We start from the raw sequence: 23,567 nt of genomic DNA on the forward strand, positions 1-23,567 counted from the left end.
TGTCCATGGCCGCGGCGCCGGCCGAAATGCGAGGAATTGATGACGAAGTTGCAGCAAGGCGGCAACTACGAGGCGCCTCTGGTGGAGCGCGGGGCACGCGGCGGCACCATCATCCGGATCGTTCTTCTGGCTCTCGTGCTTTGCGGGGTGGCCGCCGGCTTCGTGCTGTTCCAGCATGCGCTCGCCAACGAGGTGGTGCTCGGACTGCTCGGCATCCTCGCCATGGTCGGCATTTTCTTCCTGGTTTCCTCGCTTATCGGCCTTGTCGAAGTCATGCCGCAGTCGCGATCCGACGAGCTGGCACGCGGGTTCCTCGCCAGCCATCCCGACGGAATTCTGATCACCGATCCGAAGGGTCGCATTCTCTATGCCAACGCCGCCTATGGCCGGATGACCGGCGCGACCAAGGCAAGCAATGTGCAATCCCTGGAAGCACTGCTTTCCAAGACCCGTGAATCGACCGAGGCGCTCTACCGGCTGACCACGGCGCTCCGTGAGGGTCGTGAGGGTCACGAGGAGTTCCGGCTTATGCAGCCTCTTGGCCGCGTCACCGGCAACGGCTCGGGTGCCCATTGGTATCGTCTGAAGGCGCGGCTGCTCGGGCCGGCCGGCAAGGGCCAGCTCGATATCTGGCAGATTACCGACATCACCTCCGAACGTGAGGACCAGGAGCGCTTCTTCCGGGAACTGCAGAATGCAATCGACTATCTCGACCATGCTCCGGCGGGCTTCTTTTCTGCCGGAAAGAAGGGCGAGATCTTCTATCTCAATGCCACGCTCGCCGAATGGCTCGGCATTGATCTGACCAAATTCATGCCGCGTTCGATGACGATTTCGGACCTTGTGGCGGGTGAGGGCATGGCGCTCATTCAGTCGGTGCAGGCGGCCCCTGGGCTGCAGCGGACCGAAACGCTCGATCTCGACCTGCGCCGTACCAACGGCCAGAGCCTGCCCGTGCGCCTGGTGCACAGTGTCAGCGCCACCCGCGACGGTGCGCCGGGTGAAAGCCGCACGATCGTATTGACGCGGCCGAAGGGCGGCGAGGGAGATCAGTCGGCCTCGGCGATGCGCTTCACGCGCTTCTTCAACAACACGCCGATGGCGATCGCTTCCGTCGACGGCGAAGGCAGGATCCTGCGCATCAACGCACCGTTCCTGAAACTGTTCGCCGGCGTGGTATCGCGCGACGACGTCGAGGCCGGCGCGGATCTCGACCGCATCGTGCATGAAAATTCCCGCCAGCAACTCATGCAGGCGCTTGCCGCCGCAAAGGACCGGCAGGGTGACATTGCACCCATTGATTCGCGCCATCCTGCCGACGAAAACCGTTATATGCGCTTCTACGTGAATGCCGTGATCGACGAGAGCGACGAGGCGCCTGAAGAAGCGGCAATCGTCTATGCGGTCGAAACGACCGAGCAGAAGGCGCTCGAGACCCAGATGGCGCAGACACAGAAGCTCAATGCGGTCGGTACGCTTGCGGGCGGCATCGCGCACGACTTCAACAATGTGCTCACCGCAATCCTGCTTTCGTCCGATCACCTGCTTTTGCAGGCGCGTCCTTCCGACGCGAGTTTCGCGGACCTCATGGAGATCAAGAGGAACGCCAACCGTGCGGCGGTGCTGGTGCGCCAGTTGCTTGCCTTCTCGCGCAAGCAGACCATGCGGCCTGTCGTGCTGAACCTCACCGATGTCGTCGGCGATCTGCGCATGCTGGTGGATCGATTGATCTCCGGCACGAATGTGAAGCTCGAAGTGGATTACGGCCGCGATCTCTGGCCGGTGCGCACCGATCTCTCGCAGTTCGAACAGGTGTTGATCAACCTCTGCGTCAATGCCCGCGATGCCATGCCTCAGGGCGGCACGATCCTGATCAAGACCCGCAACGTCTCCGCGGAGGAAGCCGCGGGTTTTCATCAGGCGGACCTGCCTTCGGAAGATTTCGTGATGGTGGAAGTCTCCGATACCGGCACCGGTATTCCCTCCGAAATCATGGACAAGATTTTCGAACCCTTCTTCACCACTAAGGAAGTGGGCAAGGGTACCGGCCTCGGCCTCTCCATGGTTTATGGGATCGTCAAGCAATCCGGCGGCTACATCTATCCGGAGTCGGAAGTCGGCCGCGGCACGAGTTTCCGCATCTTCCTGCCCCGCCACGTGCCCGAGGCGGCAGTCGCGGTCGCTCCGGGGGCTGCCACCAATGCCCCGGCCGGTCAGGCCGCCCCGCCACCGGTCGTCTCGGTGACGCCCGCGGAAGACCTCGATCTGACAGGCAAGTCCGCAGTCGTGCTGTTGGTCGAGGACGAGGAAGCAGTCCGTCGCGGCGGCAAGCGCATGCTGGAAACGCGCGGTTATACCGTTCACGAAGCGGGTTCCGGCACCGAGGCGCTGGAGATCATGGAGGAACTTCAGGGCAAGGTCGATATCGTCGTTTCCGATGTCGTCATGCCGGAAATGGACGGGCCCACGCTGCTTACCGAGCTGCGCAAATCCTATCCGGACCTGAAGTTCATCTTCGTTTCCGGCTATGCGGAAGATGCCTTTGCCCGTAACCTGCCGGCTGACGCCAAGTTCGGCTTCCTGCCAAAGCCGTTTTCGCTGAAGCAGCTCGCTGTCGCGGTCCGGGAGATGCTTGATTCGAACTGAGAAGCGGGCCGGTTTCTAAAAATTTCGAAACGCTGCGATTCGTCCGCTGGATGTGGCGATGTCTTGTTTTCCTTGATGAATTTTCCACATGCCAGAATACGTGAACATCTTGAGAACGGAATGGAAATAACGATTTGCAGTCAAGCAGTTGATTGGCGCTTGTCAAATGAGAACAAAACATGTACATCATCTTTATCGGCTGCTTCATTGCTTGCGCGGTGGCAATAACCTAAAGGTGGGATCATATGGCACAGAATACTTTGCGGCTCGTAGAGGATAAAGGCGTGGACAAGAGCAAGGCGCTGGAGGCGGCACTGTCGCAGATCGAACGATCCTTCGGTAAGGGATCGATCATGAAGCTCGGCTCGAACGAGAACATCGTCGAGATCGAGACGGTTTCGACCGGCTCCCTCAGTCTCGATATCGCGCTTGGTATCGGTGGTCTGCCGAAGGGCCGTATCGTCGAGATCTATGGCCCTGAAAGCTCAGGCAAGACGACGCTCGCACTGCAGACGATCGCCGAATCCCAGAAGAAGGGCGGCATCTGCGCCTTTGTCGACGCCGAACATGCACTCGATCCGGTCTATGCCCGCAAGCTCGGGGTCGATCTCCAGAATCTCCTGATCTCCCAGCCCGATACCGGCGAGCAGGCGCTCGAGATCACCGATACGCTGGTGCGCTCCGGTGCCGTCGATGTTCTCGTCGTCGATTCGGTTGCGGCGCTGACGCCGCGTGCTGAAATCGAGGGCGAGATGGGCGACAGCCTTCCGGGCTTGCAGGCGCGACTGATGAGTCAGGCGCTGCGCAAACTGACGGCCTCGATCTCGCGCTCCAACTGCATGGTCATCTTCATCAACCAGATCCGCATGAAGATCGGTGTCATGTTCGGTTCGCCGGAAACCACGACCGGCGGCAATGCGCTGAAATTCTATGCCTCGGTTCGCCTCGACATCCGTCGCATCGGACAGGTCAAGGAACGCGAGGAAGTGGTCGGCAACCAGACCCGCGTCAAGGTCGTCAAGAACAAGATGGCGCCTCCCTTCAAGCAGGTGGAATTCGACATCATGTATGGCGAGGGCGTTTCCAAGACCGGCGAACTCGTTGATCTCGGTGTGAAGGCCGGCATCGTCGAAAAATCGGGTGCGTGGTTCTCCTATAACAGCCAGCGTCTCGGCCAGGGCCGCGAGAACGCGAAGACGTTCCTGCGCGACAATCCCGAACTTGCCCGCGAGATCGAAATGTCGCTTCGCCAGAATGCCGGTCTCATCGCCGATCGTTTCCTCCAGAATGGCGGTCCCGACGCGGACGACGGCGGCGAAGCCGCCGAAATGTAGGCGGTTCCGTCGCGTTTGGAGCTTCTCCTCGGTTACTTTATAGCCGGCCGCGAATCGAAAGATGCGCGGCCGGTTTCTCGTTTGGTTGAGCGGTGTGCGGCTGGACAGTTGGGGGTGCGGACGATACAAGCCTCTGGTTTTCAAATAACGGACCGCATCCGGCGGTGAAGAAGGGCGTAGCATGAGCGGCGTGAATGAAATTCGGTCGACCTTTCTCGACTATTTCCGAAAGAACGGACACGAAGTCGTGGCTTCCAGTCCGCTGGTGCCGCGCAACGATCCGACGCTGATGTTCACCAATGCCGGGATGGTGCAGTTCAAGAACGTCTTCACCGGTCTGGAGACCCGTTCTTATTCGACGGCCGCGACCGCACAGAAATGCGTGCGGGCCGGCGGCAAGCATAACGACCTCGACAATGTCGGCTATACGGCACGCCACCATACCTTCTTCGAAATGCTCGGCAATTTCTCCTTCGGCGACTATTTCAAGGAGCGTGCGATCGAGCTTGCCTGGAACCTGATCACCAAGGAATTCGGCCTTGACCGCAACCGTCTTCTGGTGACCGTCTACCATACGGACGACGATGCTTTCAGCCTGTGGAAGAAGATCGCCGGCTTGGCCGACGAGAAGATCATCCGCATCCCGACCAGCGACAATTTTTGGGCGATGGGCGATACCGGCCCCTGCGGTCCATGCTCGGAAATCTTCTACGACCATGGCGAGCATATCTGGGGCGGCCCTCCCGGTTCGCCGGAGGAGGATGGCGACCGTTTCATCGAGATCTGGAACCTCGTCTTCATGCAATATGAGCAGGTTACGAAGGAGGAGCGCATCGACCTGCCGCGTCCTTCGATCGACACCGGCATGGGTCTGGAGCGCGTTGCGGCCGTTTTGCAGGGGCAGCATGACAACTATGATATCGACCTGTTCCGCGCACTGATTTCGGCCTCCGAGGAGGCAACCGGCGTCAAGGCGGAAGGCGAGCGTCGCGCGAGCCATCGCGTGATTGCCGACCACTTGCGGTCCACCGCTTTCCTGATCGCCGATGGCGTGCTTCCGTCCAACGAAGGACGCGGTTATGTGCTTCGCCGCATCATGCGCCGCGCCATGCGTCATGCCGAGTTGCTTGGCGCCAAGGAGCCGCTGCTTTGGAAACTGTTGCCGGCGCTCGTCCAGCAGATGGGCCGCGCCTATCCGGAGCTGGTGCGCGCCGAGGCCCTGATTTCCGAAACGTTGAAACTCGAGGAGACCCGCTTCCGCAAGACGCTGGAACGCGGCCTCTCGCTGCTGTCCGACGCAACGAGCACGCTTCACAAGGGCGATATGCTCGACGGTGAAACAGCCTTCAAGCTCTACGACACCTACGGCTTTCCGCTCGACTTGACCCAGGATGCGCTGCGCGCCCGTGAAATCGGTGTCGACATTTCAGGATTTACCGACGCCATGGAGCGCCAGAAGGCCGAAGCCCGCTCCCATTGGGCGGGCTCCGGCGACAAGGCAACCGAGACGATCTGGTTCGAACTCAAGGAAAAGTTCGGTGCGACCGAATTCCTGGGTTACGACACAGAGACGGCGGAGGGCGTCGTCCAGGCGATCGTCCGCGACGGCAAGGCGGTCGATAGCGCATCGGCTGGTGATCAGGTGCAGGTGATCGTCAATCAGACACCGTTCTATGGGGAATCCGGTGGCCAGATGGGCGATACCGGTGCAATCTCTACGGACAGTGCCCGGCTGGACGTCTCTGATACGCAGAAGAAGGGCGAGGGCCTTTTTGTTCATAGCGCGATCGTCGCCGATGGCACCTTGAAGGTCGGAGATGCCGTGGCGCTGGCGGTCGATCACAGTCGCCGCTCACGCCTGCGGTCGAACCATTCGGCGACCCACCTGTTGCATGAGGCGCTGCGCGAAGTTCTCGGCACGCACGTGGCGCAGAAGGGTTCTCTGGTCGCGCCGGAACGCCTGCGTTTCGACGTTTCGCATCCGAAGCCGATGACCAGCGAGGAATTGCAGAAGGTCGAAGACATGGCAAATGCCATCGTTCTTCAGAATGCGCCGGTCACCACGCGCCTGATGAGTGTCGACGATGCAATCGCGGAAGGCGCGATGGCGCTGTTCGGAGAGAAATACGGCGACGAAGTGCGCGTCGTTTCCATGGGCAGGGCCATCGAGGGACCGAAGTCCGGCAAGCCCTATTCGGTCGAGCTTTGTGGCGGCACGCACGTGAATGCGACCGGCGATATCGGCCTGGTCCGCATTCTGGGCGAAAGCGCGGTCGGCGCCGGTGTCCGCCGTGTCGAGGCGGTGACGGGCGAGGCGGCACGCGCCTATCTCGCCGAGCAGGACGAGCGGGTGAAGACGCTGGCTGGCGCGCTGAAGGTACAGCCGACGGAGGTCGTTTCGCGCGTCGAGGCGCTGATCGACGAACGGCGTAAGCTTGAGAGAGAGTTGGCCGATGCCAAGCGCCGGCTTGCCATGGGCGGCGGGCAGGGCGGCTCGGCCGGCGATGTCCGCGAAATCGGCGGCATCAAATTCATGGGCAAGGCGCTCACCGGCATCGATGCCAAGGATCTGAAGGGTTTGGCCGATGAAGGCAAGGTGAGCCTCGGCTCCGGCGTCGTAACGCTGATCGGTGTGTCGGAAGATGGCAAGGCAAGTGCTGTCGTTGCGGTGACGCCGGACCTGACCGGCCGGTTCAGCGCAGTGGATCTGGTGCGGCTCGCCTCCGCGGCCCTCGGCGGCAAAGGCGGCGGCGGACGGCCGGACATGGCTCAGGCGGGTGGTCCGGATGGAGCCAGGGCGGACGAAGCGCTGGAGGCGGTGGCAGCGGCGCTCGATGCCTGATGATATATAGGAAGCGGGCGAGGCCCGCTTCTCCGTTTTTGAGGGAAGGCGAATGGGTGTGAACGCCAGAATCGAGGATGAGCCGGATGAGGCCGTCGATGGCCTGGTGCCGGCATTGTTCCGCGATGCGCCGAGTTCGGTCTCATTCAACAAGCTGCGCAAGCGCCTGCTTCGGCAGGTGCGCCAGGCTTTCGATGACTTTCAGATGCTGAAAGGGCAGAAGCGCTGGCTGGTTGGCCTTTCAGGCGGCAAGGATTCCTATTCGCTGCTCGCCGTACTGCTCGATCTGCAATGGCGCGGGCTTCTGCCGGTCGAACTGATCGCCTGCAACCTCGATCAGGGCCAGCCGAATTTTCCGAAACACATCCTGCCGGACTATCTGACCTCGATCGGGGTGACGCACCGGATCGAATACCGCGACACCTATTCGATCGTGAAGGAGAAGGTGCCGGAAGGCGCCACCTATTGCTCGCTCTGTTCCAGGCTACGCCGCGGCAATCTTTACCGGATCGCGCGGGAGGAGAGGTGCGACGCGCTGGTGCTCGGCCATCACCGCGAAGACATCCTTGAAACCTTTTTCATGAACTTCTTCCACGGCGGCCGTCTTGCAGGCATGCCGGCCAAGCTCCTGAACGACGAAGGCGACCTGATGGTGCTGCGTCCGCTCGCCTATTGCGCCGAGGACGATCTCGCGAAATTCGCCGCCGCCATGCAGTTCCCGATCATCCCCTGCGATCTCTGCGGCTCGCAGGACGGCTTGCAGCGCAATGCGATGAAGCAGATGCTTGGCGAGATCGAGGCACGCATGCCCGGCCGCAAGGATGCGATGCTGCGCGCTCTCGCCCATGTGAATCCGTCCCATCTTCTTGATCCGAAACTCTTCGATTTTGCCGGCCTGCAGACCAACCCGTCACCCTGAGTTCCTCTTTCAGAACCTGAGATATAACGATGACCCTTCCGCTCGACGTCACGAAGCTTGCCGATCTCTTGCGCCTTGCTGCCAGATCCGAAATCCTGCCGCGCTTCCGTCGGCTCGGAAACGGCGACGTGCGCTCGAAAAGCGAACCGTCCGACCTCGTGACGGAGGCAGATGAAGCGGCAGAGCGGTTGATCCGGCGCGAGCTCGAAACGATTGCTCCGGATGCATTGTTCGTCGGAGAGGAATCGGTCGCCGCCGACCCCGCCTTGCTTGGCAGGCTCGCCGACGCGGAATTCGCGATCGTTGTCGATCCCGTGGACGGCACCTTCAACTTTGCTTCCGGCATTCCAGCTTTTGGTGTCATGGCCTCCATCGTCTGGAAGGGCGAGACGGTCGCCGGCATCATCTATGACCCGATGGGCGATGACTGGGTGATGGCGGAGAAGGGGGGCGGCGCTTTCCTGATAAGGCCTGAGGGGGAGGCAATCCGTCTTTCCGTGGCTCAACCCCGGCCGCTGGATGCGATGGTGGGCATGGCTTCAGCCGGCTATTTCTTCGGTGACATGCGCCACCGTATCCTGGGGAATCTTGCCAAGGTACGCTTCTTTTCGAGCTATCGCTGCTCGGCGCATGAATATCGCACCTTTGCGGGTGGCCATGTGCAATTCGTGCTCTACAACAAGCTGATGCCCTGGGATCATCTGGCCGGCACGCTGATCGCGACCGAGGCCGGCGGTTATGCGGCGCGCTTCGACGGTTCAGCCTATCTGCCGCATCATGTCGATGGCGGTTTGCTGCTGGCCACCGACAAGGAAAGCTGGCAGATGCTGCGGAACGAGATCATCGGAGCCTAATTGGAAAAGGCCGGATTTATTCCGGCCTTTTTGCTGTTCAGATCCGCGGATTGTGCGGCTGGAAGAGTTTTCCCTTCTCGCCGATCAAAACGAAAATCAGGCCGATAATGGACACGGTGAAGAAGCCGGCGACGAGCGGCAGGGCCGTGCCGTCGAAGGCCTGGCCGATCACCAATCCGATCACCGATCCGCCGACCGTGCTCATGAAGCCGAGCACCGAAGAGGCGGTGCCCGCCACATGGCCGAGCGGCTCCATGGCCAGCGAGTTGAAGTTCGAGCCGATCCAGCCGAACTGGAACATGGCGAGCGAGAAAAACACCAGGAACAGAAGGATCGGCATGGGCTGCGGCCCGAAAACCTGCATCAGCATCCACAGGAAGGTGATGGTGATGAAGCCGATGAGCGAGCCGTGCGACAGGCGGCGCATGCCGAACCGGCCGACGAAACGGGCATTCAGGAAGGAAGCGGTCGACATGAACACGGCCACGGCTGCGAATGCAACCGGGAACCAGACGCCGAGCTGGTAAATCCCCCCGTAAATCTGCTGGGCCGAATTGATGAAGCCGAACAGGGCGCCGAAGATGAATGTGCTGGCGATCGTGTAGCAGAGGGCGATGCGATTGGTCAGCACGATCCGGAAGCCGTCAAGGATCGAGGAGACAGTGAAGGGGCGAACGTCGGCAGCGTCCAGCGTCTCGGGTAGGCGGCTATACATCCAGAAGCCGATACAGAGCGAAACGATCGCGATGAATACGAAGATCAGGTGCCAGTTACCGAGGAACATGATGAGCTGGCCGGTGCCTGGCGCGATGATCGGCACGATCATGAAGACCATCATAATCAGCGACATGACCTCCGCCATGGCGCGGCCGCCATAGACGTCACGGACGATCGAGATGGTGATGACCCGGGTTGCTGCGGCGCCGGCACCCTGGATGAAACGCAGCACCAGCATTGCGCCGAAGGAAGGCACGACCACGATGCCGATCGCACACAGAATATAGACCGCAATGCCGAAGAGCATGGGCTTTCGGCGGCCGAAGCGGTCCGAAAGCGGGCCATACAGGATCTGCGCCGCACCAAGCCCGAATACATAGGAAGAAACGACATATTGGCGGTGGTTTTCGTTCACCACGCCCAGCGAGGCGCCAATCTCGCCCAGGCCGGGAAGCATGATATCGATCGCCAGGGCGTTGAGCGCCATCAGCATGGCCATCATCGCAATGAATTCGGCTCGGCCCATGGCGCGCAGGCGATCCGGGGCCGTTTGTGAAGGATTTGTCACAGTGGTTTCCTAAACAATGGGAAAGGCGCCGTTGGGAGCGGCGCCTTGAAAATGTCTTCGATAAAACCCGGACCGGGTGGTCCGGAAGAATTCAGGCGGCGCCGCGGACGGCGATGCCCTGTTCCTGCAGATGATTCTGCAGTTCACCCGATTGGAACATCTCGCGGATGATATCGCAACCGCCGACAAACTCGCCCTTGACATAGAGCTGCGGAATGGTCGGCCAGTTGGAATAGTCCTTGATACCCTGGCGGATTTCGGCGTCGGCAAGCACGTTCACGCCCTTGTAGTCGATGCCAAGGTAATCGAGAATTTGCACCACTTGGCCAGAGAAACCACACTGCGGGAACTGGGGCGTACCCTTCATGAAGAGAACTACGTCGTTCGCCTTCACTTCGTTGTCGATGAATTCGTGAACTCCGCTCATGTCATATCCTTTCACACGCGGTTTCAAGGGCCGCTGCGCTGCGTCATTTCTCCTAAATAGCAACGCAGCCCCGGGAATTCCAGCGGAATAGTCGGCTAGACGCCAATCGGCATCGGGTTTTGACGCTATCTGCGCGGCACACCTGTGCTCAGCGGCTCCGTTGGCTGCTGCGGCTTGCCGTCGTACGCCGGCGGCTCACCTGCTTCTTCGCGGGTTTGGCGGTCCGCGCAGTGGTCTTCCTGACGAAGCGGCCCGACGTGGCGGAGCGGGTCTGCCGTTTCTTGCGCTTGGTGCTCGTGCGACCATGCGACTTCCCCAAAAGCTCCTTCATGGCGCTCTCGACGATGCCTGTGACGATCTCGTTGATCAGGTTCGGCATGGATCGTCTCAGTCCGTCGGGGCCGATGTCTGCAATGCCAACGCATGCAGGACGCCGCCCATATTGCCTTTCAGTGCCTCGTAGACCATCTGATGCTGCTGCACGCGGCTCTTGCCGCGGAACTGCTCGGCCACCACTTCGGCCGCGTAATGATCGCCATCTCCGGCAAGATCCCGGATGGTGACCTTGGCTCCCGGAATGCCAGCCTTGATCAGATCCTCGATTTCACCCGGTCTCATAGGCATGATGTTTTTCCCTTTTTCTTTTCACGGACTCACCGCGAGCTTTTGTGAGGACAGAGTGCCTCAAAGCCGCTCCCGGGTCAAAGAGGGAGCGAGCCGCGATCGACAGCTTCTCATCCGCAAAACACGGGATCAATCCATGTAGGTCGGGAACCAGCCTTCATGGGCTTTGACGAGTTCAGCCACCGGTAGATCGATAAGACCGTCGATCGCCAGCCTGTCGCCCGAAACGGTTCCGAGCGGGCGGAAGGGCACGCCGGCACTTTCCGCATTCGCCTGCACGAAATTGGCTAGGTCAGCCGGAACGGCGATCACGTAACGGGCCTGGTCCTCACCGAAAAGAAGGGCATGCGCAGGGCCGCGCTGCTCCGACAAGCTCACCTTCGAGCCCTTGCCGGAAGCCATGGCCATTTCCGCGAGCGCGAGCACAAGACCACCGGAGGAGATATCGTGGCACGCGGTCACCTGACCATTGCGGATGATGGACCGGACGAAATCGCCGTGGCGACGCTCGGCCGCGAGATCGACGGCCGGAGGCGGGCCATCGATGGTGTCGAGGATGTCGCGCAGATAGACGGAAGAGCCGAGATGGCTGCCGTCCGTGCCGATCATGATCAGCTTGTCGCCTTCTCGCGCCGAGCCTATCCGCGTCATCTTCTGCCAATCGGGCAGGAGACCGACGCCGGCAATTGTGGGTGTCGGCAGGATCGCGACACCGTTCGTTTCGTTGTAAAGGGAGACGTTGCCGGATACGATCGGGAAATCGAGCGCGGTACAGGCTTCGCCTATGCCTTTGATGGCGCCGACGAGCTGGCCCATGATCTCCGGTTTTTCCGGATTGCCGAAATTGAGGTTGTCGGTCGCAGCGAGCGGCTCGGCGCCGGTCGCAACGAGATTGCGCCAGCATTCGGCGACCGCCTGTTTGCCGCCTTCATACGGATCGGCCTCGACATAGCGCGGCGTCACGTCCGAGGAGAAAGCGAGCGCCTTGCTGGGATGGGTGTCGACGCGCACGACGCCGGCATCACCGCCCGGGCGCTGCAGAGAATTGCCCTGGATCAGCGTGTCATACTGTTCCCAGACCCAGCGTCGGCTGGACTGGTTGGGCGAACCGATCAGCTTCAACAGCGCCGCGTTGTAATCGGCCGGTGCCGGAACCTGGGATGCGGGCAGGGGGGCGCGGCCGTTCGACTGGATCCATGGCCGGTCATATTCGGGCGCCTGATCCCCAAGCTCCTTGATCGGCAGGTTCGCCACTTCTTCGCCCTGGTGCAGGATGCGGAAGCGCAGGTCGTCGGTCGTCTTGCCGACGATCGCGAAATCGAGGCCCCATTTGACGAAGATCGCCTCTGCTTCCTCTTCCTTCTCCGGCTTCAGCACCATGAGCATGCGCTCCTGGCTCTCCGAAAGCATCATCTCATAAGCGCTCATGCGGTCTTCGCGCACCGGCACCTTGTCGAGGTCGAGCTCAATGCCGAGGTCGCCCTTGGCACCCATTTCGACAGCCGAGCAGGTGAGTCCTGCGGCACCCATGTCCTGGATCGCGATCACCGCTCCGGTCGCCATCAGTTCGAGGCAGGCTTCGAGCAGGCACTTTTCGGTGAAAGGATCGCCGACCTGAACGGTGGGGCGCTTCTCCTCGATCGATTCATCGAACTCGGCAGACGCCATCGTGGCACCGCCGACGCCGTCGCGGCCCGTCTTGGCGCCAAGGTAGACGACCGGCAGGCCGACGCCTTCCGCTTTGGAGTAGAAGATCGCATCGGTACGCGCGAGGCCGGCTGCAAAGGCATTGACGAGGATGTTGCCGTTATAACGCGGGTCGAATTCCACTTCGCCGCCGACGGTCGGCACGCCGAACGAGTTGCCGTAGCCGCCGACGCCGGCGACGACACCGGAGACCAGGTGCTTGGTCTTCGGATGATCGGGAGCGCCAAACCGCAGAGCGTTCATCGCCGCGATCGGACGTGCGCCCATGGTGAAGACGTCGCGCAGGATACCTCCCACTCCCGTCGCCGCACCCTGATAAGGCTCGATATAGGAGGGGTGGTTGTGGCTCTCCATCTTGAAGACGACGCAATCGCCGTCATCGATATCGACGACGCCGGCATTCTCGCCTGGTCCCTGGATGACGCGCGGTCCCTTGGTCGGCAGGGTGCGCAGCCATTTCTTCGATGACTTGTAGGAGCAGTGTTCGTTCCACATGGCCGAGAAGATGCCGAGTTCCGTAAAGGTCGGCTCGCGGCCGATCAGATCGAGGATCCGCTGATACTCGTCCGGCTTCAGGCCATGCGAAGCGACGAGTTCGGGAGTGATCGCGATGCTGTTCGGAATGGTCATGTTCTTCTCTGGATTGAAGGGCCAAGCTTTGGCGCTCTTTAACCTAAGTGGCGCGGGGGCGCGACAGGAAAATGCTGCTGCTGAATGTTACGACATCCTGGCGGCGAAAACAAAAAGCGCCGGAAAAAACCGGCGCTTTCAAAAAATGGTATCTGATCCGATCAGAATTTATAACCGACCGAGATGCCTGCGTAGGACAGTCCATCGTTGTCGTCGCAAAGACCGGCGTTGGAAGAGTGCTCGATGGTCGCCAGAACGCGCCAGTTTTCGGTGATGTTGTAACCAAGGGCAGCCGACTCGTGGAAAAGGACGCTGCAGCCGACCTGCGGCCCGTCGTTGTCGTCGTCGACATTGTTGATCGCGCCGCCGAAGCCGAGATCGATGAAGAACTTGTCGGTCAGGGGAGCCGTCCACGTGAAGCCGGCATAGACCTGGCTGGCTTCCCCAGCCGTCGAGACAATCGCACCGAGATGCACCCTCGGACGCAGCATATGGTCGAGGAAGCTCTGGGCATGGCGCTGGTCGAAGGGGTCGAAGAAGACCGTGGCTGACGGGAATGCGCCGGGCTCGAAGGTGCTTTTCGCCTGAATCGAGCCGGAAACGCCGATACGGACTTCATCGAGCAGGTGTTCCTGGGCGAATGCCGAGGAAGACATCGCCGAAGTGGCGATGATTGTCCCGATGACAGAGCCGAAAAATGCCTTCTTCATTAACATCGCCCTCACAATTGCCGCTGCTCGCGGCCGGCACGATCCGCGTTATGCGACCGACCGTCTCCAGGGACGAATTGGTACAATGGGGCTCGGGGGGCGTCCAGCAGGCGTTTAGGCGGCGTTATGACTTATGGCAAAAAGATGTGAAAATTCGGAAAAGCGGTGCAGACCTGCAACAGGCTGTACCTGAAGGCGCGAACGTTGATGGCGAATATCAGCAGCCGTTCGCGCCGTTCGCCCAGCGCAGGACGTCCCGCTTGATTCGCTCTCCTTCGGCCCCGGTCATTAACGGACCGAACACGTCGAGGCGCGCGGGGCTTCCTTCCGCCTGTACGACCAGCACCGGGCGGGATTCCGGGCTGTTGCGCGGAACGGCGAGGATGCGCGGCCGTCCGGAGAAGGAATTGAGTTCCGGCGCCAGCCGATAGGGTTTGAATGTTGCATCGCCCGACTTGAACCAGCAGGTATTGGCGGCGAGCGCCACTCGCTCCATGGTCGGGAGCGCGGCGCGATTGGGTGCCGCGGCTTCCCGTCCTGATTGACAGGCCGAAAGGGCCATGCCCGCGAGAACGAGGGAAAAGAGGGCGGGAAGGCGTATGGAAAACGGCATCGAAACGTCCTGGCGTGATTTACGGCGCTCTTTGGTCGAGGCAGATGACCAGAGGGTTAAGCGGCGGCCGCAACCACATCGAGCGCCGAGGCGAACAGACCACGACCGTCATTGCCGCCATGGGCCGCCTCGATCAGGTTTTCCGGGTGCGGCATCATGCCGAGGACATTCCCGCGGCTGTTTATGACGCCCGCAATGTCGTTCAAGGAGCCGTTCGGATTGGTGCCTTCGGCATAGCGGAAGACAATCTGGCCATTGCCTTCCATGGAAGCCAGGGTTTCGGCATCGGCAAAATAGTTGCCGTCATGGTGGGCGACCGGGCAGCGGATGATCTGCCCCTTTTCATAGGCCCGCGTAAAATCCGTCTCCGCATTAACCACTTCGAGCTTCACTTCCTTGCAGACGAATTTCAGCGAAGCGTTGCGCATCAGGGCGCCGGGCAGCATGCCGGCTTCGACGAGGATCTGGAAGCCGTTGCAGACGCCGAGAACCTTTACTCCCTTGTCAGCTTTCTCCTTGATCGCCTGCATGATCGGCATGCGAGCTGCAATCGCACCGCAGCGCAGATAGTCGCCGTAGGAAAAACCGCCCGGAATGACGATCAGATCGACATCATCCGGGATTTCGGTTTCCGTCTGCCAGACGGTGACCGGTACTTTGCCGGAAATCTTGGTGAGTGCGGCAATCATGTCGCGATCGCGATTGAGGCCGGGAAGCTGGACGACGGCGGATCTCATGGGTGCGGTTCAAACCTTGCTTGTGCCTCCGCGAGCTCACGCAATTCGAGGCGGTTTTCTATCCGATCAAGGCGCGTTTCGTGTCTGGACAGCGTCGTGTAGATATTGTGAATGTCTTGCTGCATCGAGATCATAGTGCCGCGCATTGCGTTCATTTCAGCTTTCAGCTCGCGTTGACCAAGCTTCACATCCGCAATGTCTGCATGCATTCGCTTCATGAGTTCATACATCAGTTCATTCGTGATTTCAGCCATCACGCGCTCCGCAACCGTCAGTCGAGGGCGATAGTATAGTTCTCGATCACCGTGTTTGCCAGAAGCTTCTCGCACATGGCTTTCAGATCGGCTTCCGCCTTGGCCTTGTCGGCGCTGTCGAGCTCGATGTCGAAGACCTTGCCCTGTCTCACATGACCGACGCCGGAAAAGCCGAGGCTGCCGAGCGCGCCTTCGATCGCCTTTCCTTGCGGGTCGAGAACGCCGTTCTTGAGCGTGACTGTCACGCGTGCCTTGATCACTGATCTACCCCCTGAATTACTTGACGAGAACCGGCCCCATCCCGCGGATCGGCTCGTTTTCGTTGATGATGCCAAGACGGCGTGCGACTTCCGAATAGGCCTCCAGAAGCCCTCCCAGGTCGCGCCTGAAGCGATCCTTGTCCATCTTTTCCTTGGTCTCGATATCCCATAGACGGCAGCTGTCCGGCGAGATCTCATCGGCGAGGATGATGCGCATCATGTCGCCTTCGAACAGGCGGCCGCATTCGATCTTGAAATCGACGAGCTGGATGCCGACGCCGAGGAAGAGGCCGGACAGGAAGTCGTTGACCCGGATGGCAAGCGCCATGATGTCGTCAAGCTCGGCCGGATTGGCCCAGCCGAAAGCGGTGATGTGCTCTTCGGAGACCATCGGATCGGCAAGCACATCGGACTTGTAATAGAATTCGATGATCGAGCGCGGCAGAACCGTGCCTTCCTCGATGCCGAGACGGGTCGAGAGCGAGCCGGCGGCGACATTGCGCACGACGATCTCGAGCGGGATCATCTCAACTTCCTTGATGAGCTGCTCGCGCATGTTCAGCCGGCGAATGAAATGCGTCGGGATGCCGATCTTGTTGAGATGGGTGAAGATGTATTCAGAGATGCGGTTGTTGAGAACGCCCTTGCCGTCGATGACGTCATGTTTCTTCTTGTTGAAGGCAGTGGCGTCGTCCTTGAAGAACTGAATTAGTGTGCCGGGTTCGGGGCCTTCATACAGGATCTTGGCCTTGCCTTCGTAAATACGGCGGCGACGGTTCATGGTTTCTTGTCTCGTTGTTGGCGCCCCTCGCGGGCGCAATGGATGATGTTTGAGCGGTCCCTTATCGGAAAAGAACGGGTTTCACAATGCAGGCCTCCAAAAGCTTGTGGGCAGAGGGGGACTTGACGAAAAGCAATGAAGAATCATTCATCGTCAGCTTACACGGATTTTTGAAGCTTTTTCTGTAGCAATGACCGCGTCCTCAAGAAAAGGACAGTCATAACCAGTAAAAAGCAGGGATTTCATAATGTATGCTCTTCGCGAACGGGGCAGAGCCCTTGAAGATAAATTCGCCTACGATCAGTCCTTCCAGTTTCGTGCGGAAGCCCGTCGTAACAAGCTGATGGGCCTTTGGGCCGCATCACTGCTCGGCGTGGCCGATGCCGGCGGTTATGCTCAGGATCTAGTATCCTTCACCCTCGACGACAAGACTTCGCACGACATAGCCACCAAATTGCGTCATGATTTCGACGCAGCCGGCATCGCTGTAACCGACGGGCAGTTGCAGGCGAAGATGCACGATCTTCTCATTGAAGTCGTCAAGGAGATGCAGACCGCTTGAGGCTGACGCCAGCAAGGCTGGAGGAACATTGGCGCCATTCCTTGAATAGTTTGCATCCGTCAATTCGTTTGTGCTGGAATCGAAGCGCCGCCGATTGCACTTCGCGCGTCTTTTGATTAAGGGGTCCAGTCACAAAGTCCACTTTTGGGAGACCCGAGATGAGCGGCATCAGCGATCGCGAAAGAGCTTTCGAAAACAAGTTCGCCCTGGACCAGGAATTGAAGTTCAAGGCGCTTGCCCGCCGCAACAAGCTCGTTGGCCTTTGGGCTGCCGGCCTGCTCGGCAAGACGGATCCGGAAACCTATGCGAAAGAGGTCGTCATCGCCGATTTCGAGGAAGCCGGCGATGAGGATGTCTTCCGCAAGCTGCGCGGCGATCTTGATGCGGCCGGCGTTGCCATCTCCGACCAGGACATTCGTACAAAAATGATCGAACTGCTCGCCGAGGCGGTCAATCAGATCGAAAACCAGTAAGCGTTCCGTGTTCTTTGATACGAAAGAAAGCCGAGCCCGACCGGGCTCGGCTTTCCTTATGCGGGAAAGATCGAGGAAGCAGCAGGTGGGCGGAGCTTTGCGGCGGTCTCGTTAAGCGGAGACCTCGCCGAGACGTCCGCGACCCGAACGGATGAAGCCGGGAATTCCGGAGCGGGGCATCGGCCTTGCAAGCGCATAACCCTGCAGCACGTCGCAGCCGAGATCGCGCAGGATGCGGATCTGTTCAAAGGTTTCGACGCCTTCGGCGATGACCCGGATATTCAAGGATTTGCCGATCTCGACGATCGAACCTATCAGCTTTCGCTGTTCCTGGGATTGCGAAACGAGCCGCACCAGCTCCCGGTCTATCTTGAGGGCTCGTGGGTTTAGCCTGAGCAGGCTTATGATGGAGGCGTGACCGGTGCCGAAATCGTCGATCTCTATATCGATGCCGAGCTTTCTAAGCCGCGCCAGGTTCTTCAGCACGCCGTCGTCACAATCATCGAGGAAGATCGACTCCAGGAGCTCGAACGATACCATACCCGGTTCGATCTTCAGTGCCTCGAGCTTGCGCGACAGTGCTGCATCGTGAAGGCGGCGATAGGAGACATTGACCGAGAGCTTCGGAATCTCAAGGCCCTGCTGTCTCCACTCGCGGAAATCCGCCAGCGCTTTTTGAAGGATCATTCCGTCGATCAACGAGACCGCATCCAGTTCTTCGGCGGTCTCCAGGAACTGGTCCGGCGGCAGCATACCGTGCTCCGGATGCATCCAGCGGGCAAGCGTCTCGACCCCGGCAATTTCCAGCGTCGCGGCGTCGAACTGGAGCTGGTAGAAAGGGACGAATTCATCGCGTTCGAGACCGAGCAGGATCTCGTCCGACATCCGTTTGGTGCTGATGATCTCGTTCTGCGTATCCGCCGAAAAGAATTCGTGCCGGTTGCGGCCGCGCTTCTTGGCTCGGTAGAGCGCAATATCGGCATTCAGCAGGAGCTGGCGGGCATCGACATTTGCCCCCATCTCACAAGCGATGCCGATGCTGGCGCCGAAACGGCAATCATGACCCTCATACGAAACCGGCTTGCGCAATTCCTTGATGATCCGTTCGGCAAGATTTGAGAGCCTTCGCGGCGATCCCTGGAATTTCGAAAGGATGACGAATTCGTCGCCGCCGATGCGGGCCACGAAATCTCCTTTCCGGATCGTCTCTTTCAAGACCTTCGCCGCATGCTTCAGCATCATGTCGCCGGCGCTGTGGCCGAGTGTGTCGTTGATCTGCTTGAAACGATCGAGATCGATATGAAGGATGGCAATGCCCTGTCCGTGACGGGTGCATTCCGCTGCCACACGCTCCAGCATCTCGTCCAGGTAACGCCTGTTCGGCAGATCGGTCAGGTAGTCGTGCATCGCGTTGTGCTCAATGCGGCTGCGCGCGGCTTCAAGCTCCCGGTTGCGTGCCTCGGCAAGGGTCTTGGCCCGTTCGAGCTCGCGACGGAGTATCACGTCAGCGGTAACGTCCCAATTGGCGCCGACCATCTTCTGATGGCCGGTGCCGTCGGTAAAGGACATGGTCTGGGTGCGGATGGTGCGCTCAGAACCGTCGCGCAGGATGATCCGGTATTCATCGGAGAAACGCTTCTGATCCCGGATATGCTTCTCGACGTTGGCTTGCACGCGCTCCGCGTCCTCCGGATGCAGAAAGCTTTCCCATAGGCCACCGATGACGACCTCTTCGCTTTTTTCCAGGCCATAAATCCGGAACATCTGCTCATCCCAGTCCACCTCGCCGGTGTCGAAGTCGCATTCGTAGACGCCGATGCCGGAAATTTCGAGGGCCATGTCGAGCCGGCGGGACATCTTTGCCATCGCCTCTTCGGCCGCCTTGCGCGCGGTGATATCCGTATCCGTGCCCACCACACGCGTGGCCTTGCCGCTCGCATCCCATTCGACGCAAGCGCCGCGACATTCGATCCAGATCCAATGGCCTTGCTTGTGGCGCTCGCGATATTCGAACACTGCATAGGCCGGGTCGCCCGCGTTCTGCCGCTCTATTGCGTGGGCGACCCGCTCCCGGTCTTCGGGATGCACGAGTTCCAGCCATGCCTGCGTGGAGGCGGCAAGCGGATCCTCAGGTGACATTCCGCGAATCTGACGCCACACCGGGGAATAGTATTTCTGGCCGGTTGCATAGTTATGGTCCCATACCCCTGAGACGGAACTGACAAGGGCGTTGTTCCAGCGGGTTTCGCGCTCCGCAAGCTCTTCGACATGCTGTCTTCGCTCGGTGACGTCGGTGATATGCACGAAGAGCAGTGGCTGGTTTTTCGGATTTCGTGCAAGCGGAGCCAAATGGACCAGCGCCCATCGCGTAGGCCCCTCCGCCCGGGCGACCCGCAATTCCAGAAGTTCGGAGGAGGAGCCGTTGCGCAATTGCAGGAGCTTCTCGTCGATCTCCGCGCGTCCTTCAGGATCAAACAGGTTCGAAAAGCTGGTCGTCGCGGCCGCGCTTCCGATCCAATCGCGTCGAAATGGTGCGTTTGCCGCCAAAAGCGCGCCGGCGTGATCGATGACTGCGATCGGGAAAGGAAGAGCTTCCAAGGCCAACGCTACAACGCCGGTGTCGTCTCCTGAACTGGAGTTTAAACGGCGTGAGAGAACGTTTGACGGCATCGGCGGGCCTGGCTCACTACGAATGAGCGAAAACTTTAGCAAATGCCGATTAAGTTCAGCTTAAGATTGTCGTTCGAATTGCCGCCTCTGAATTCAACAAGGGCATGACGAGATATCGTCTCGTCATGGTTTCAGACGGCTGAGGAACTGTGCAAAGACCATGGTGCCCTCCGGCCAGGGGCCATGGCCGGATTCAGCATTGATATGGCCCGCTTCTCCAGCATCGATGAAGAGTGAGCCCCAGGCCGAGGCGATGTCGTCGGCATGTTCGAACGAGCCGAACGGGTCGTTGCGACTGGCGACCGTCAGTGAGGGAAAGGGCAGGGGATCGCGCGGATAAGGGCCGAAGGTCATCAGGTGCCTGGGCCGGATCTCCGGATTGTCCACCTCGGGCGGCGCCACAAAGAAGGCGCCGGCGACGCGCTTATTGAACAGCGGAATAGCATGGATCGCGGACGGTATGCCGAGGGAATGGGCGACCAGCACGACCGGACGAATCGAGGCATTGACCTCTTCGGCGACGCGAGCGACCCAATCGTCCCGGACGGGCTTTGACCATTCCGCCTGCTCCACACGGCGGGCGGTGGAGAGCTTTGATCGCCAGCGCGTCTGCCAGTGGTTGGGTCCGGAATTGGTATAGCCGGGGATGATCAGGATATCGGCTTCGGATGCTTTCATGATGGCGCGATTTGAGGAGCAACGCGTTCGAAGTCAAGGCAAGAGGCGACAGAAGCTGCAAAATTTGCTAGACTTCCTTTGCCGGTTGCCGAGGAAGCGTGTCGGCCTCTTCTTAGTCGAACGTCTTACGGTGGTCGGGTGGATCGATGCATCGTCGATTCCGCTCAGTTTGGCGGAATCCATATCGGAACTGCCACCACGTTGTTCTTTGCGTATGGGGGAACGCGGAACCGTGACGGGTCTAGGAGGAGAATCCTTATGACGACATTTCATGTCATGGCCGGTGCAGACAGCAGTTTTGTCCGTCCGGTCGTTCGCAAGATCGGTGTAGCCGACATTATGGACGCCCTGAGCCTGGGCTGGAACGACTTCCGCGAGAAGCCTTCACATTACGTGTTCTTGTGTCTGATCTATCCGCTCGCGGGTGTGTTCCTGATGGTCTGGAGCTCCGGCGCCAACCTGCTGCCGCTGCTCTTCCCGCTGATGTCCGGGTTCGCCTTGCTGGGGCCTCTTGCGGCAATCGGGCTTTATGAAATCAGCCGCCGCCGCGAGCGCGGCGAGGACAGCTCATGGCGACATGCCTTCAGTGTGCTCAAATCGCCGGCGTTGCCGTCGATCATCGCCGTCGGCTTCCTGCTATTCGTGCTGTTTATATCCTGGTTGCTGGTGGCGCAGGCGATCTACACCGCCTATTTCGGCGACGTGGCTCCAACCTCCATCTCGTCCTTCCTCAACGAGGTCCTGACGACGCCGCAGGGCATGGCGCTGATCCTGTGGGGCAATCTCGCCGGCTTCCTCTTTGCGGTGGTCGTGCTGGCGACGACGGTGGTGGCATTTCCGCTACTGCTGGACCGGGACGTCGGAGCGGTAGCAGCCATCGACACGAGTGTCCGGGCCACGCTGGCCAATCCGGTGCCCGTGGCGCTCTGGGGGCTGATCGTCGCAGCTCTGCTGGTCATCGGAACCATACCGATCTTCGCCGGCCTTGCTGTCATCATGCCAATCCTCGGCCACGCGACCTGGCACCTCTATCGCAAGCTTGTGGCTCCTGATATCTCCATCCGGTCACCCCGCAGGATTGATGATCTTACCAACGGTCAAGCCTGATCCGTAGCTTCCAGGCAAGTCATATGGAAACGCCGCCGGAACAGCCGGCGGCGTCCATCGTCAAACAGCTTCCGTCATTCCCCGAAGACGCGCTTGAAGATCGTGTCGACATGCTTGGTATGGTAGCCGAGGTCGAACTTTTCGCGGATATCCTGTTCTGAGAGTGCCGCACGGACTTCCGGATCGGCGAGAAGTTCCTCGAGGAAATCCTTGCCCTCTTCCCAGACCTTCATGGCGTTGCGTTGCACGAGCCGGTAGGCGTCTTCGCGGGAAACCCCGGCTTGCGTCAGCGCAAGCAGCACACGCTGCGAATGAACAAGCCCGCGGAACTTGTTCATATTCTTCATCATGTTTTCCGGATAGACGAGCAGCTTATCGATCAGGCTGGTCAATCTCGCGAGCGCGAAATCGAGCGTGATCGTGGCGTCCGGGCCGATCATGCGTTCGACGGAGGAGTGGGAAATATCCCGCTCATGCCACAGCGCAACATTCTCCATGGCCGGGATGGCATAGGAGCGGACCATGCGGGCAAGCCCCGTCAGGTTTTCGGAGAGCACCGGATTGCGCTTGTGCGGCATGGCCGAGGAACCCTTCTGGCCCGGTGAGAAATATTCCTCTGCCTCCAGCACCTCGGTGCGCTGCAGGTGGCGGATTTCGACAGCCAGTCGCTCGATCGACGAGGCGATGACACCAAGGGTGGCGAAGAACATGGCGTGCCGGTCGCGCGGGATGACCTGCGTCGAGACCGGCTCCGGTTTCAGACCCATGGCGGCCGCGACATGCTCCTCGACGCGTGGATCGATATTGGCGAAGGTGCCGACGGCGCCGGAAATAGCACAGGTCGCAATCTCGTCGCGGGCCTCCATGAGGCGGGTCTTGTTGCGGTCGAATTCCGCATAGGCCTGGGCGAGCTTCACGCCGAAGGTCGTCGGCTCCGCATGGATACCGTGGCTGCGGCCGATCGTGACCGTGTCCTTGTGCTCGAAGGCGCGACGCTTCAGCGCTTCGAGAAGCCTGTCGATATCGGCAAGCAGAATGTCCGTCGCCCGCACGAGCTGCACGTTGAAACAGGTATCGAGCACGTCGGACGAGGTCATGCCCTGGTGGATGAAACGGCTGTCGGGACCGACGAATTCGGCAAGATGGGTCAGGAAGGCGATGACGTCATGCTTGGTGACGGCCTCGATCTCATCGATGCGGGCAACGTCGAACTGAGCCTTGCCGCCTTTTTCCCAGATGGTCTCGGCGGCCGATTTCGGGATCACGCCAATCGCAGCCAGTGCATCGCAGGCATGCGCTTCGATCTCGAACCAGATGCGGAATTTCGTTTCGGGCGACCAGATGGCGACCATTTCGGGCCGCGAATAGCGGGGGATCATGGGCTTTCGGCTTTCTCAATGGTGTTCGGCGCCGCTGTAGCAAGAAGTGCGAGCAAGCTCAAGTTTGCAGGCGTC

The 23,567-nt window shown here is 60.1% G+C and carries 22 protein-coding genes; 8 read left to right on the forward strand and 14 right to left on the reverse strand.

The window, feature by feature from the left end; translation table 11 throughout:
• Positions 1-39 precede the first annotated feature (39 nt).
• The 5 genes from cckA to QEO92_RS09400 all read left to right on the forward strand — a co-directional run bounded on the left by cckA (position 40) and on the right by QEO92_RS09400 (position 8,595).
• A complete protein-coding gene (cckA, locus tag QEO92_RS09380; protein ID WP_227702831.1) occupies positions 40-2,646 on the forward strand; it encodes a cell cycle histidine kinase CckA in 2,607 nt (868 codons plus the stop codon).
• Between the two features lie 245 nt (positions 2,647-2,891).
• Positions 2,892-3,980, forward strand: coding sequence for a recombinase RecA (gene recA / locus QEO92_RS09385; RefSeq protein WP_037146730.1), 1,089 nt, complete (start codon positions 2,892-2,894; stop codon positions 3,978-3,980).
• Positions 3,981-4,161: 181 nt separating this feature from the next.
• Positions 4,162-6,822, forward strand: a complete 2,661-nt coding sequence (gene alaS / locus QEO92_RS09390) for an alanine--tRNA ligase (RefSeq protein WP_227702832.1) — start codon at positions 4,162-4,164, stop codon at positions 6,820-6,822.
• A 52-nt stretch (positions 6,823-6,874) separates the two neighbouring features.
• Positions 6,875-7,741 (forward strand): tRNA 2-thiocytidine(32) synthetase TtcA, encoded by an 867-nt coding sequence (gene ttcA / locus QEO92_RS09395; protein WP_037146732.1) that lies wholly within the window; start codon positions 6,875-6,877, stop codon positions 7,739-7,741.
• Positions 7,742-7,770: 29 nt separating this feature from the next.
• A complete protein-coding gene (locus QEO92_RS09400) occupies positions 7,771-8,595 on the forward strand; it encodes an inositol monophosphatase family protein (protein ID WP_037146734.1) in 825 nt (274 codons plus the stop codon).
• A gap of 37 nt (positions 8,596-8,632) precedes the next feature.
• On the opposite strand, the gene QEO92_RS09405 is transcribed toward QEO92_RS09400, so the two are convergent.
• From QEO92_RS09405 to purC, 11 genes are all read right to left on the reverse strand, one after another.
• Positions 8,633-9,838 carry a multidrug effflux MFS transporter gene (locus tag QEO92_RS09405; RefSeq protein ID WP_037146735.1) on the reverse strand — a complete coding sequence of 402 codons (1,206 nt, stop codon included), beginning with the start codon at positions 9,836-9,838 and terminating at the stop codon, positions 8,633-8,635.
• Between the two features lie 133 nt (positions 9,839-9,971).
• Entirely contained in the window at positions 9,972-10,307 is a 336-nt protein-coding gene (gene grxD, locus QEO92_RS09410; protein WP_037146737.1) for a Grx4 family monothiol glutaredoxin, read from the reverse strand.
• Between the two features lie 148 nt (positions 10,308-10,455).
• Positions 10,456-10,686 carry a hypothetical protein gene (locus QEO92_RS09415; RefSeq protein ID WP_227702833.1) on the reverse strand — a complete coding sequence of 77 codons (231 nt, stop codon included), beginning with the start codon at positions 10,684-10,686 and terminating at the stop codon, positions 10,456-10,458.
• A gap of 8 nt (positions 10,687-10,694) precedes the next feature.
• The gene (locus tag QEO92_RS09420; RefSeq protein ID WP_037146739.1) at positions 10,695-10,931 is read right to left on the reverse strand and encodes a BolA/IbaG family iron-sulfur metabolism protein; all 237 of its coding nucleotides are present in this window, start codon (positions 10,929-10,931) and stop codon (positions 10,695-10,697) included.
• 129 nt (positions 10,932-11,060) lie between these two features.
• Positions 11,061-13,268, reverse strand: coding sequence for a phosphoribosylformylglycinamidine synthase subunit PurL (purL, locus tag QEO92_RS09425; RefSeq protein ID WP_227702834.1), 2,208 nt, complete (start codon positions 13,266-13,268; stop codon positions 11,061-11,063).
• 161 nt (positions 13,269-13,429) lie between these two features.
• Positions 13,430-13,978, reverse strand: coding sequence for an acyloxyacyl hydrolase (locus QEO92_RS09430; RefSeq protein WP_037146743.1), 549 nt, complete (start codon positions 13,976-13,978; stop codon positions 13,430-13,432).
• Between the two features lie 217 nt (positions 13,979-14,195).
• Entirely contained in the window at positions 14,196-14,591 is a 396-nt protein-coding gene (locus QEO92_RS09435) for a hypothetical protein (RefSeq protein ID WP_052182677.1), read from the reverse strand.
• 56 nt (positions 14,592-14,647) lie between these two features.
• On the reverse strand, positions 14,648-15,328 hold the full coding sequence (gene purQ, locus QEO92_RS09440) for a phosphoribosylformylglycinamidine synthase subunit PurQ (protein ID WP_227702835.1): 681 nt from the start codon (positions 15,326-15,328) through the stop codon (positions 14,648-14,650).
• Complete coding sequence (locus QEO92_RS09445; RefSeq protein WP_037146745.1) at positions 15,325-15,582, reverse strand: hypothetical protein; 258 nt, start codon at positions 15,580-15,582, stop codon at positions 15,325-15,327. The genes purQ and QEO92_RS09445 overlap by 4 nt, the downstream gene beginning before the upstream one ends.
• Positions 15,583-15,599: 17 nt before the next feature.
• Positions 15,600-15,842: a phosphoribosylformylglycinamidine synthase subunit PurS gene (gene purS, locus QEO92_RS09450; RefSeq protein WP_037146747.1), complete on the reverse strand. Its 243-nt coding sequence runs from the start codon at positions 15,840-15,842 to the stop codon at positions 15,600-15,602.
• A 16-nt stretch (positions 15,843-15,858) separates the two neighbouring features.
• The gene (gene purC, locus QEO92_RS09455) at positions 15,859-16,623 is read right to left on the reverse strand and encodes a phosphoribosylaminoimidazolesuccinocarboxamide synthase (protein WP_037146748.1); all 765 of its coding nucleotides are present in this window, start codon (positions 16,621-16,623) and stop codon (positions 15,859-15,861) included.
• A 247-nt stretch (positions 16,624-16,870) separates the two neighbouring features.
• On the opposite strand from purC, the gene QEO92_RS09460 reads away from it, so the two are divergent.
• Together QEO92_RS09460 and QEO92_RS09465 are read left to right on the forward strand one after the other, a co-directional pair.
• Positions 16,871-17,185: a DUF1476 domain-containing protein gene (locus tag QEO92_RS09460; RefSeq protein WP_227702836.1), complete on the forward strand. Its 315-nt coding sequence runs from the start codon at positions 16,871-16,873 to the stop codon at positions 17,183-17,185.
• 158 nt (positions 17,186-17,343) lie between these two features.
• Positions 17,344-17,658, forward strand: a complete 315-nt coding sequence (locus tag QEO92_RS09465) for a DUF1476 domain-containing protein (protein WP_037146750.1) — start codon at positions 17,344-17,346, stop codon at positions 17,656-17,658.
• Between the two features lie 111 nt (positions 17,659-17,769).
• On the opposite strand, the gene QEO92_RS09470 is transcribed toward QEO92_RS09465, so the two are convergent.
• Positions 17,770-20,328 (reverse strand): sensor domain-containing protein, encoded by a 2,559-nt coding sequence (locus tag QEO92_RS09470; RefSeq protein ID WP_227702837.1) that lies wholly within the window; start codon positions 20,326-20,328, stop codon positions 17,770-17,772.
• Between the two features lie 123 nt (positions 20,329-20,451).
• Positions 20,452-21,006 (reverse strand): RBBP9/YdeN family alpha/beta hydrolase, encoded by a 555-nt coding sequence (locus tag QEO92_RS09475; RefSeq protein WP_227702838.1) that lies wholly within the window; start codon positions 21,004-21,006, stop codon positions 20,452-20,454.
• 258 nt (positions 21,007-21,264) lie between these two features.
• On the opposite strand from QEO92_RS09475, the gene QEO92_RS09480 reads away from it, so the two are divergent.
• Positions 21,265-22,113: a DUF2189 domain-containing protein gene (locus QEO92_RS09480; protein WP_052182678.1), complete on the forward strand. Its 849-nt coding sequence runs from the start codon at positions 21,265-21,267 to the stop codon at positions 22,111-22,113.
• 74 nt (positions 22,114-22,187) lie between these two features.
• Here QEO92_RS09480 and purB read toward each other — a convergent pair whose 3' ends face one another.
• Positions 22,188-23,492, reverse strand: coding sequence for an adenylosuccinate lyase (gene purB / locus QEO92_RS09485; RefSeq protein WP_227702839.1), 1,305 nt, complete (start codon positions 23,490-23,492; stop codon positions 22,188-22,190).
• Positions 23,493-23,567 lie beyond the last annotated feature (75 nt).

The organism is Neorhizobium petrolearium (genome assembly GCF_029854435.1).
Classification (GTDB): domain Bacteria; phylum Pseudomonadota; class Alphaproteobacteria; order Rhizobiales; family Rhizobiaceae; genus Neorhizobium; species Neorhizobium petrolearium.

Coding starts and splice junctions, on each gene's coding strand:
- QEO92_RS09420 (WP_037146739.1), bottom strand. CDS start 10,931: ATGCCTATGAGACCGGGTGAAATCGAGGATCTGATCAAGGCTGGCATT.
- QEO92_RS09430 (WP_037146743.1), bottom strand. CDS start 13,978: ATGAAGAAGGCATTTTTCGGCTCTGTCATCGGGACAATCATCGCCACT.
- ttcA (WP_037146732.1), top strand. CDS start 6,875: ATGGGTGTGAACGCCAGAATCGAGGATGAGCCGGATGAGGCCGTCGAT.
- QEO92_RS09435 (WP_052182677.1), bottom strand. CDS start 14,591: ATGCCGTTTTCCATACGCCTTCCCGCCCTCTTTTCCCTCGTTCTCGCG.
- QEO92_RS09400 (WP_037146734.1), top strand. CDS start 7,771: ATGACCCTTCCGCTCGACGTCACGAAGCTTGCCGATCTCTTGCGCCTT.
- QEO92_RS09480 (WP_052182678.1), top strand. CDS start 21,265: ATGACGACATTTCATGTCATGGCCGGTGCAGACAGCAGTTTTGTCCGT.
- purL (WP_227702834.1), bottom strand. CDS start 13,268: ATGACCATTCCGAACAGCATCGCGATCACTCCCGAACTCGTCGCTTCG.
- purB (WP_227702839.1), bottom strand. CDS start 23,492: ATGATCCCCCGCTATTCGCGGCCCGAAATGGTCGCCATCTGGTCGCCC.
- recA (WP_037146730.1), top strand. CDS start 2,892: ATGGCACAGAATACTTTGCGGCTCGTAGAGGATAAAGGCGTGGACAAG.
- alaS (WP_227702832.1), top strand. CDS start 4,162: ATGAGCGGCGTGAATGAAATTCGGTCGACCTTTCTCGACTATTTCCGA.
- QEO92_RS09405 (WP_037146735.1), bottom strand. CDS start 9,838: ATGGGCCGAGCCGAATTCATTGCGATGATGGCCATGCTGATGGCGCTC.
- QEO92_RS09470 (WP_227702837.1), bottom strand. CDS start 20,328: ATGCCGTCAAACGTTCTCTCACGCCGTTTAAACTCCAGTTCAGGAGAC.
- QEO92_RS09445 (WP_037146745.1), bottom strand. CDS start 15,582: ATGGCTGAAATCACGAATGAACTGATGTATGAACTCATGAAGCGAATG.
- cckA (WP_227702831.1), top strand. CDS start 40: ATGACGAAGTTGCAGCAAGGCGGCAACTACGAGGCGCCTCTGGTGGAG.
- purC (WP_037146748.1), bottom strand. CDS start 16,623: ATGAACCGTCGCCGCCGTATTTACGAAGGCAAGGCCAAGATCCTGTAT.
- QEO92_RS09460 (WP_227702836.1), top strand. CDS start 16,871: ATGTATGCTCTTCGCGAACGGGGCAGAGCCCTTGAAGATAAATTCGCC.
- QEO92_RS09465 (WP_037146750.1), top strand. CDS start 17,344: ATGAGCGGCATCAGCGATCGCGAAAGAGCTTTCGAAAACAAGTTCGCC.
- purQ (WP_227702835.1), bottom strand. CDS start 15,328: ATGAGATCCGCCGTCGTCCAGCTTCCCGGCCTCAATCGCGATCGCGAC.
- QEO92_RS09415 (WP_227702833.1), bottom strand. CDS start 10,686: ATGCCGAACCTGATCAACGAGATCGTCACAGGCATCGTCGAGAGCGCC.
- QEO92_RS09475 (WP_227702838.1), bottom strand. CDS start 21,006: ATGAAAGCATCCGAAGCCGATATCCTGATCATCCCCGGCTATACCAAT.
- grxD (WP_037146737.1), bottom strand. CDS start 10,307: ATGAGCGGAGTTCACGAATTCATCGACAACGAAGTGAAGGCGAACGAC.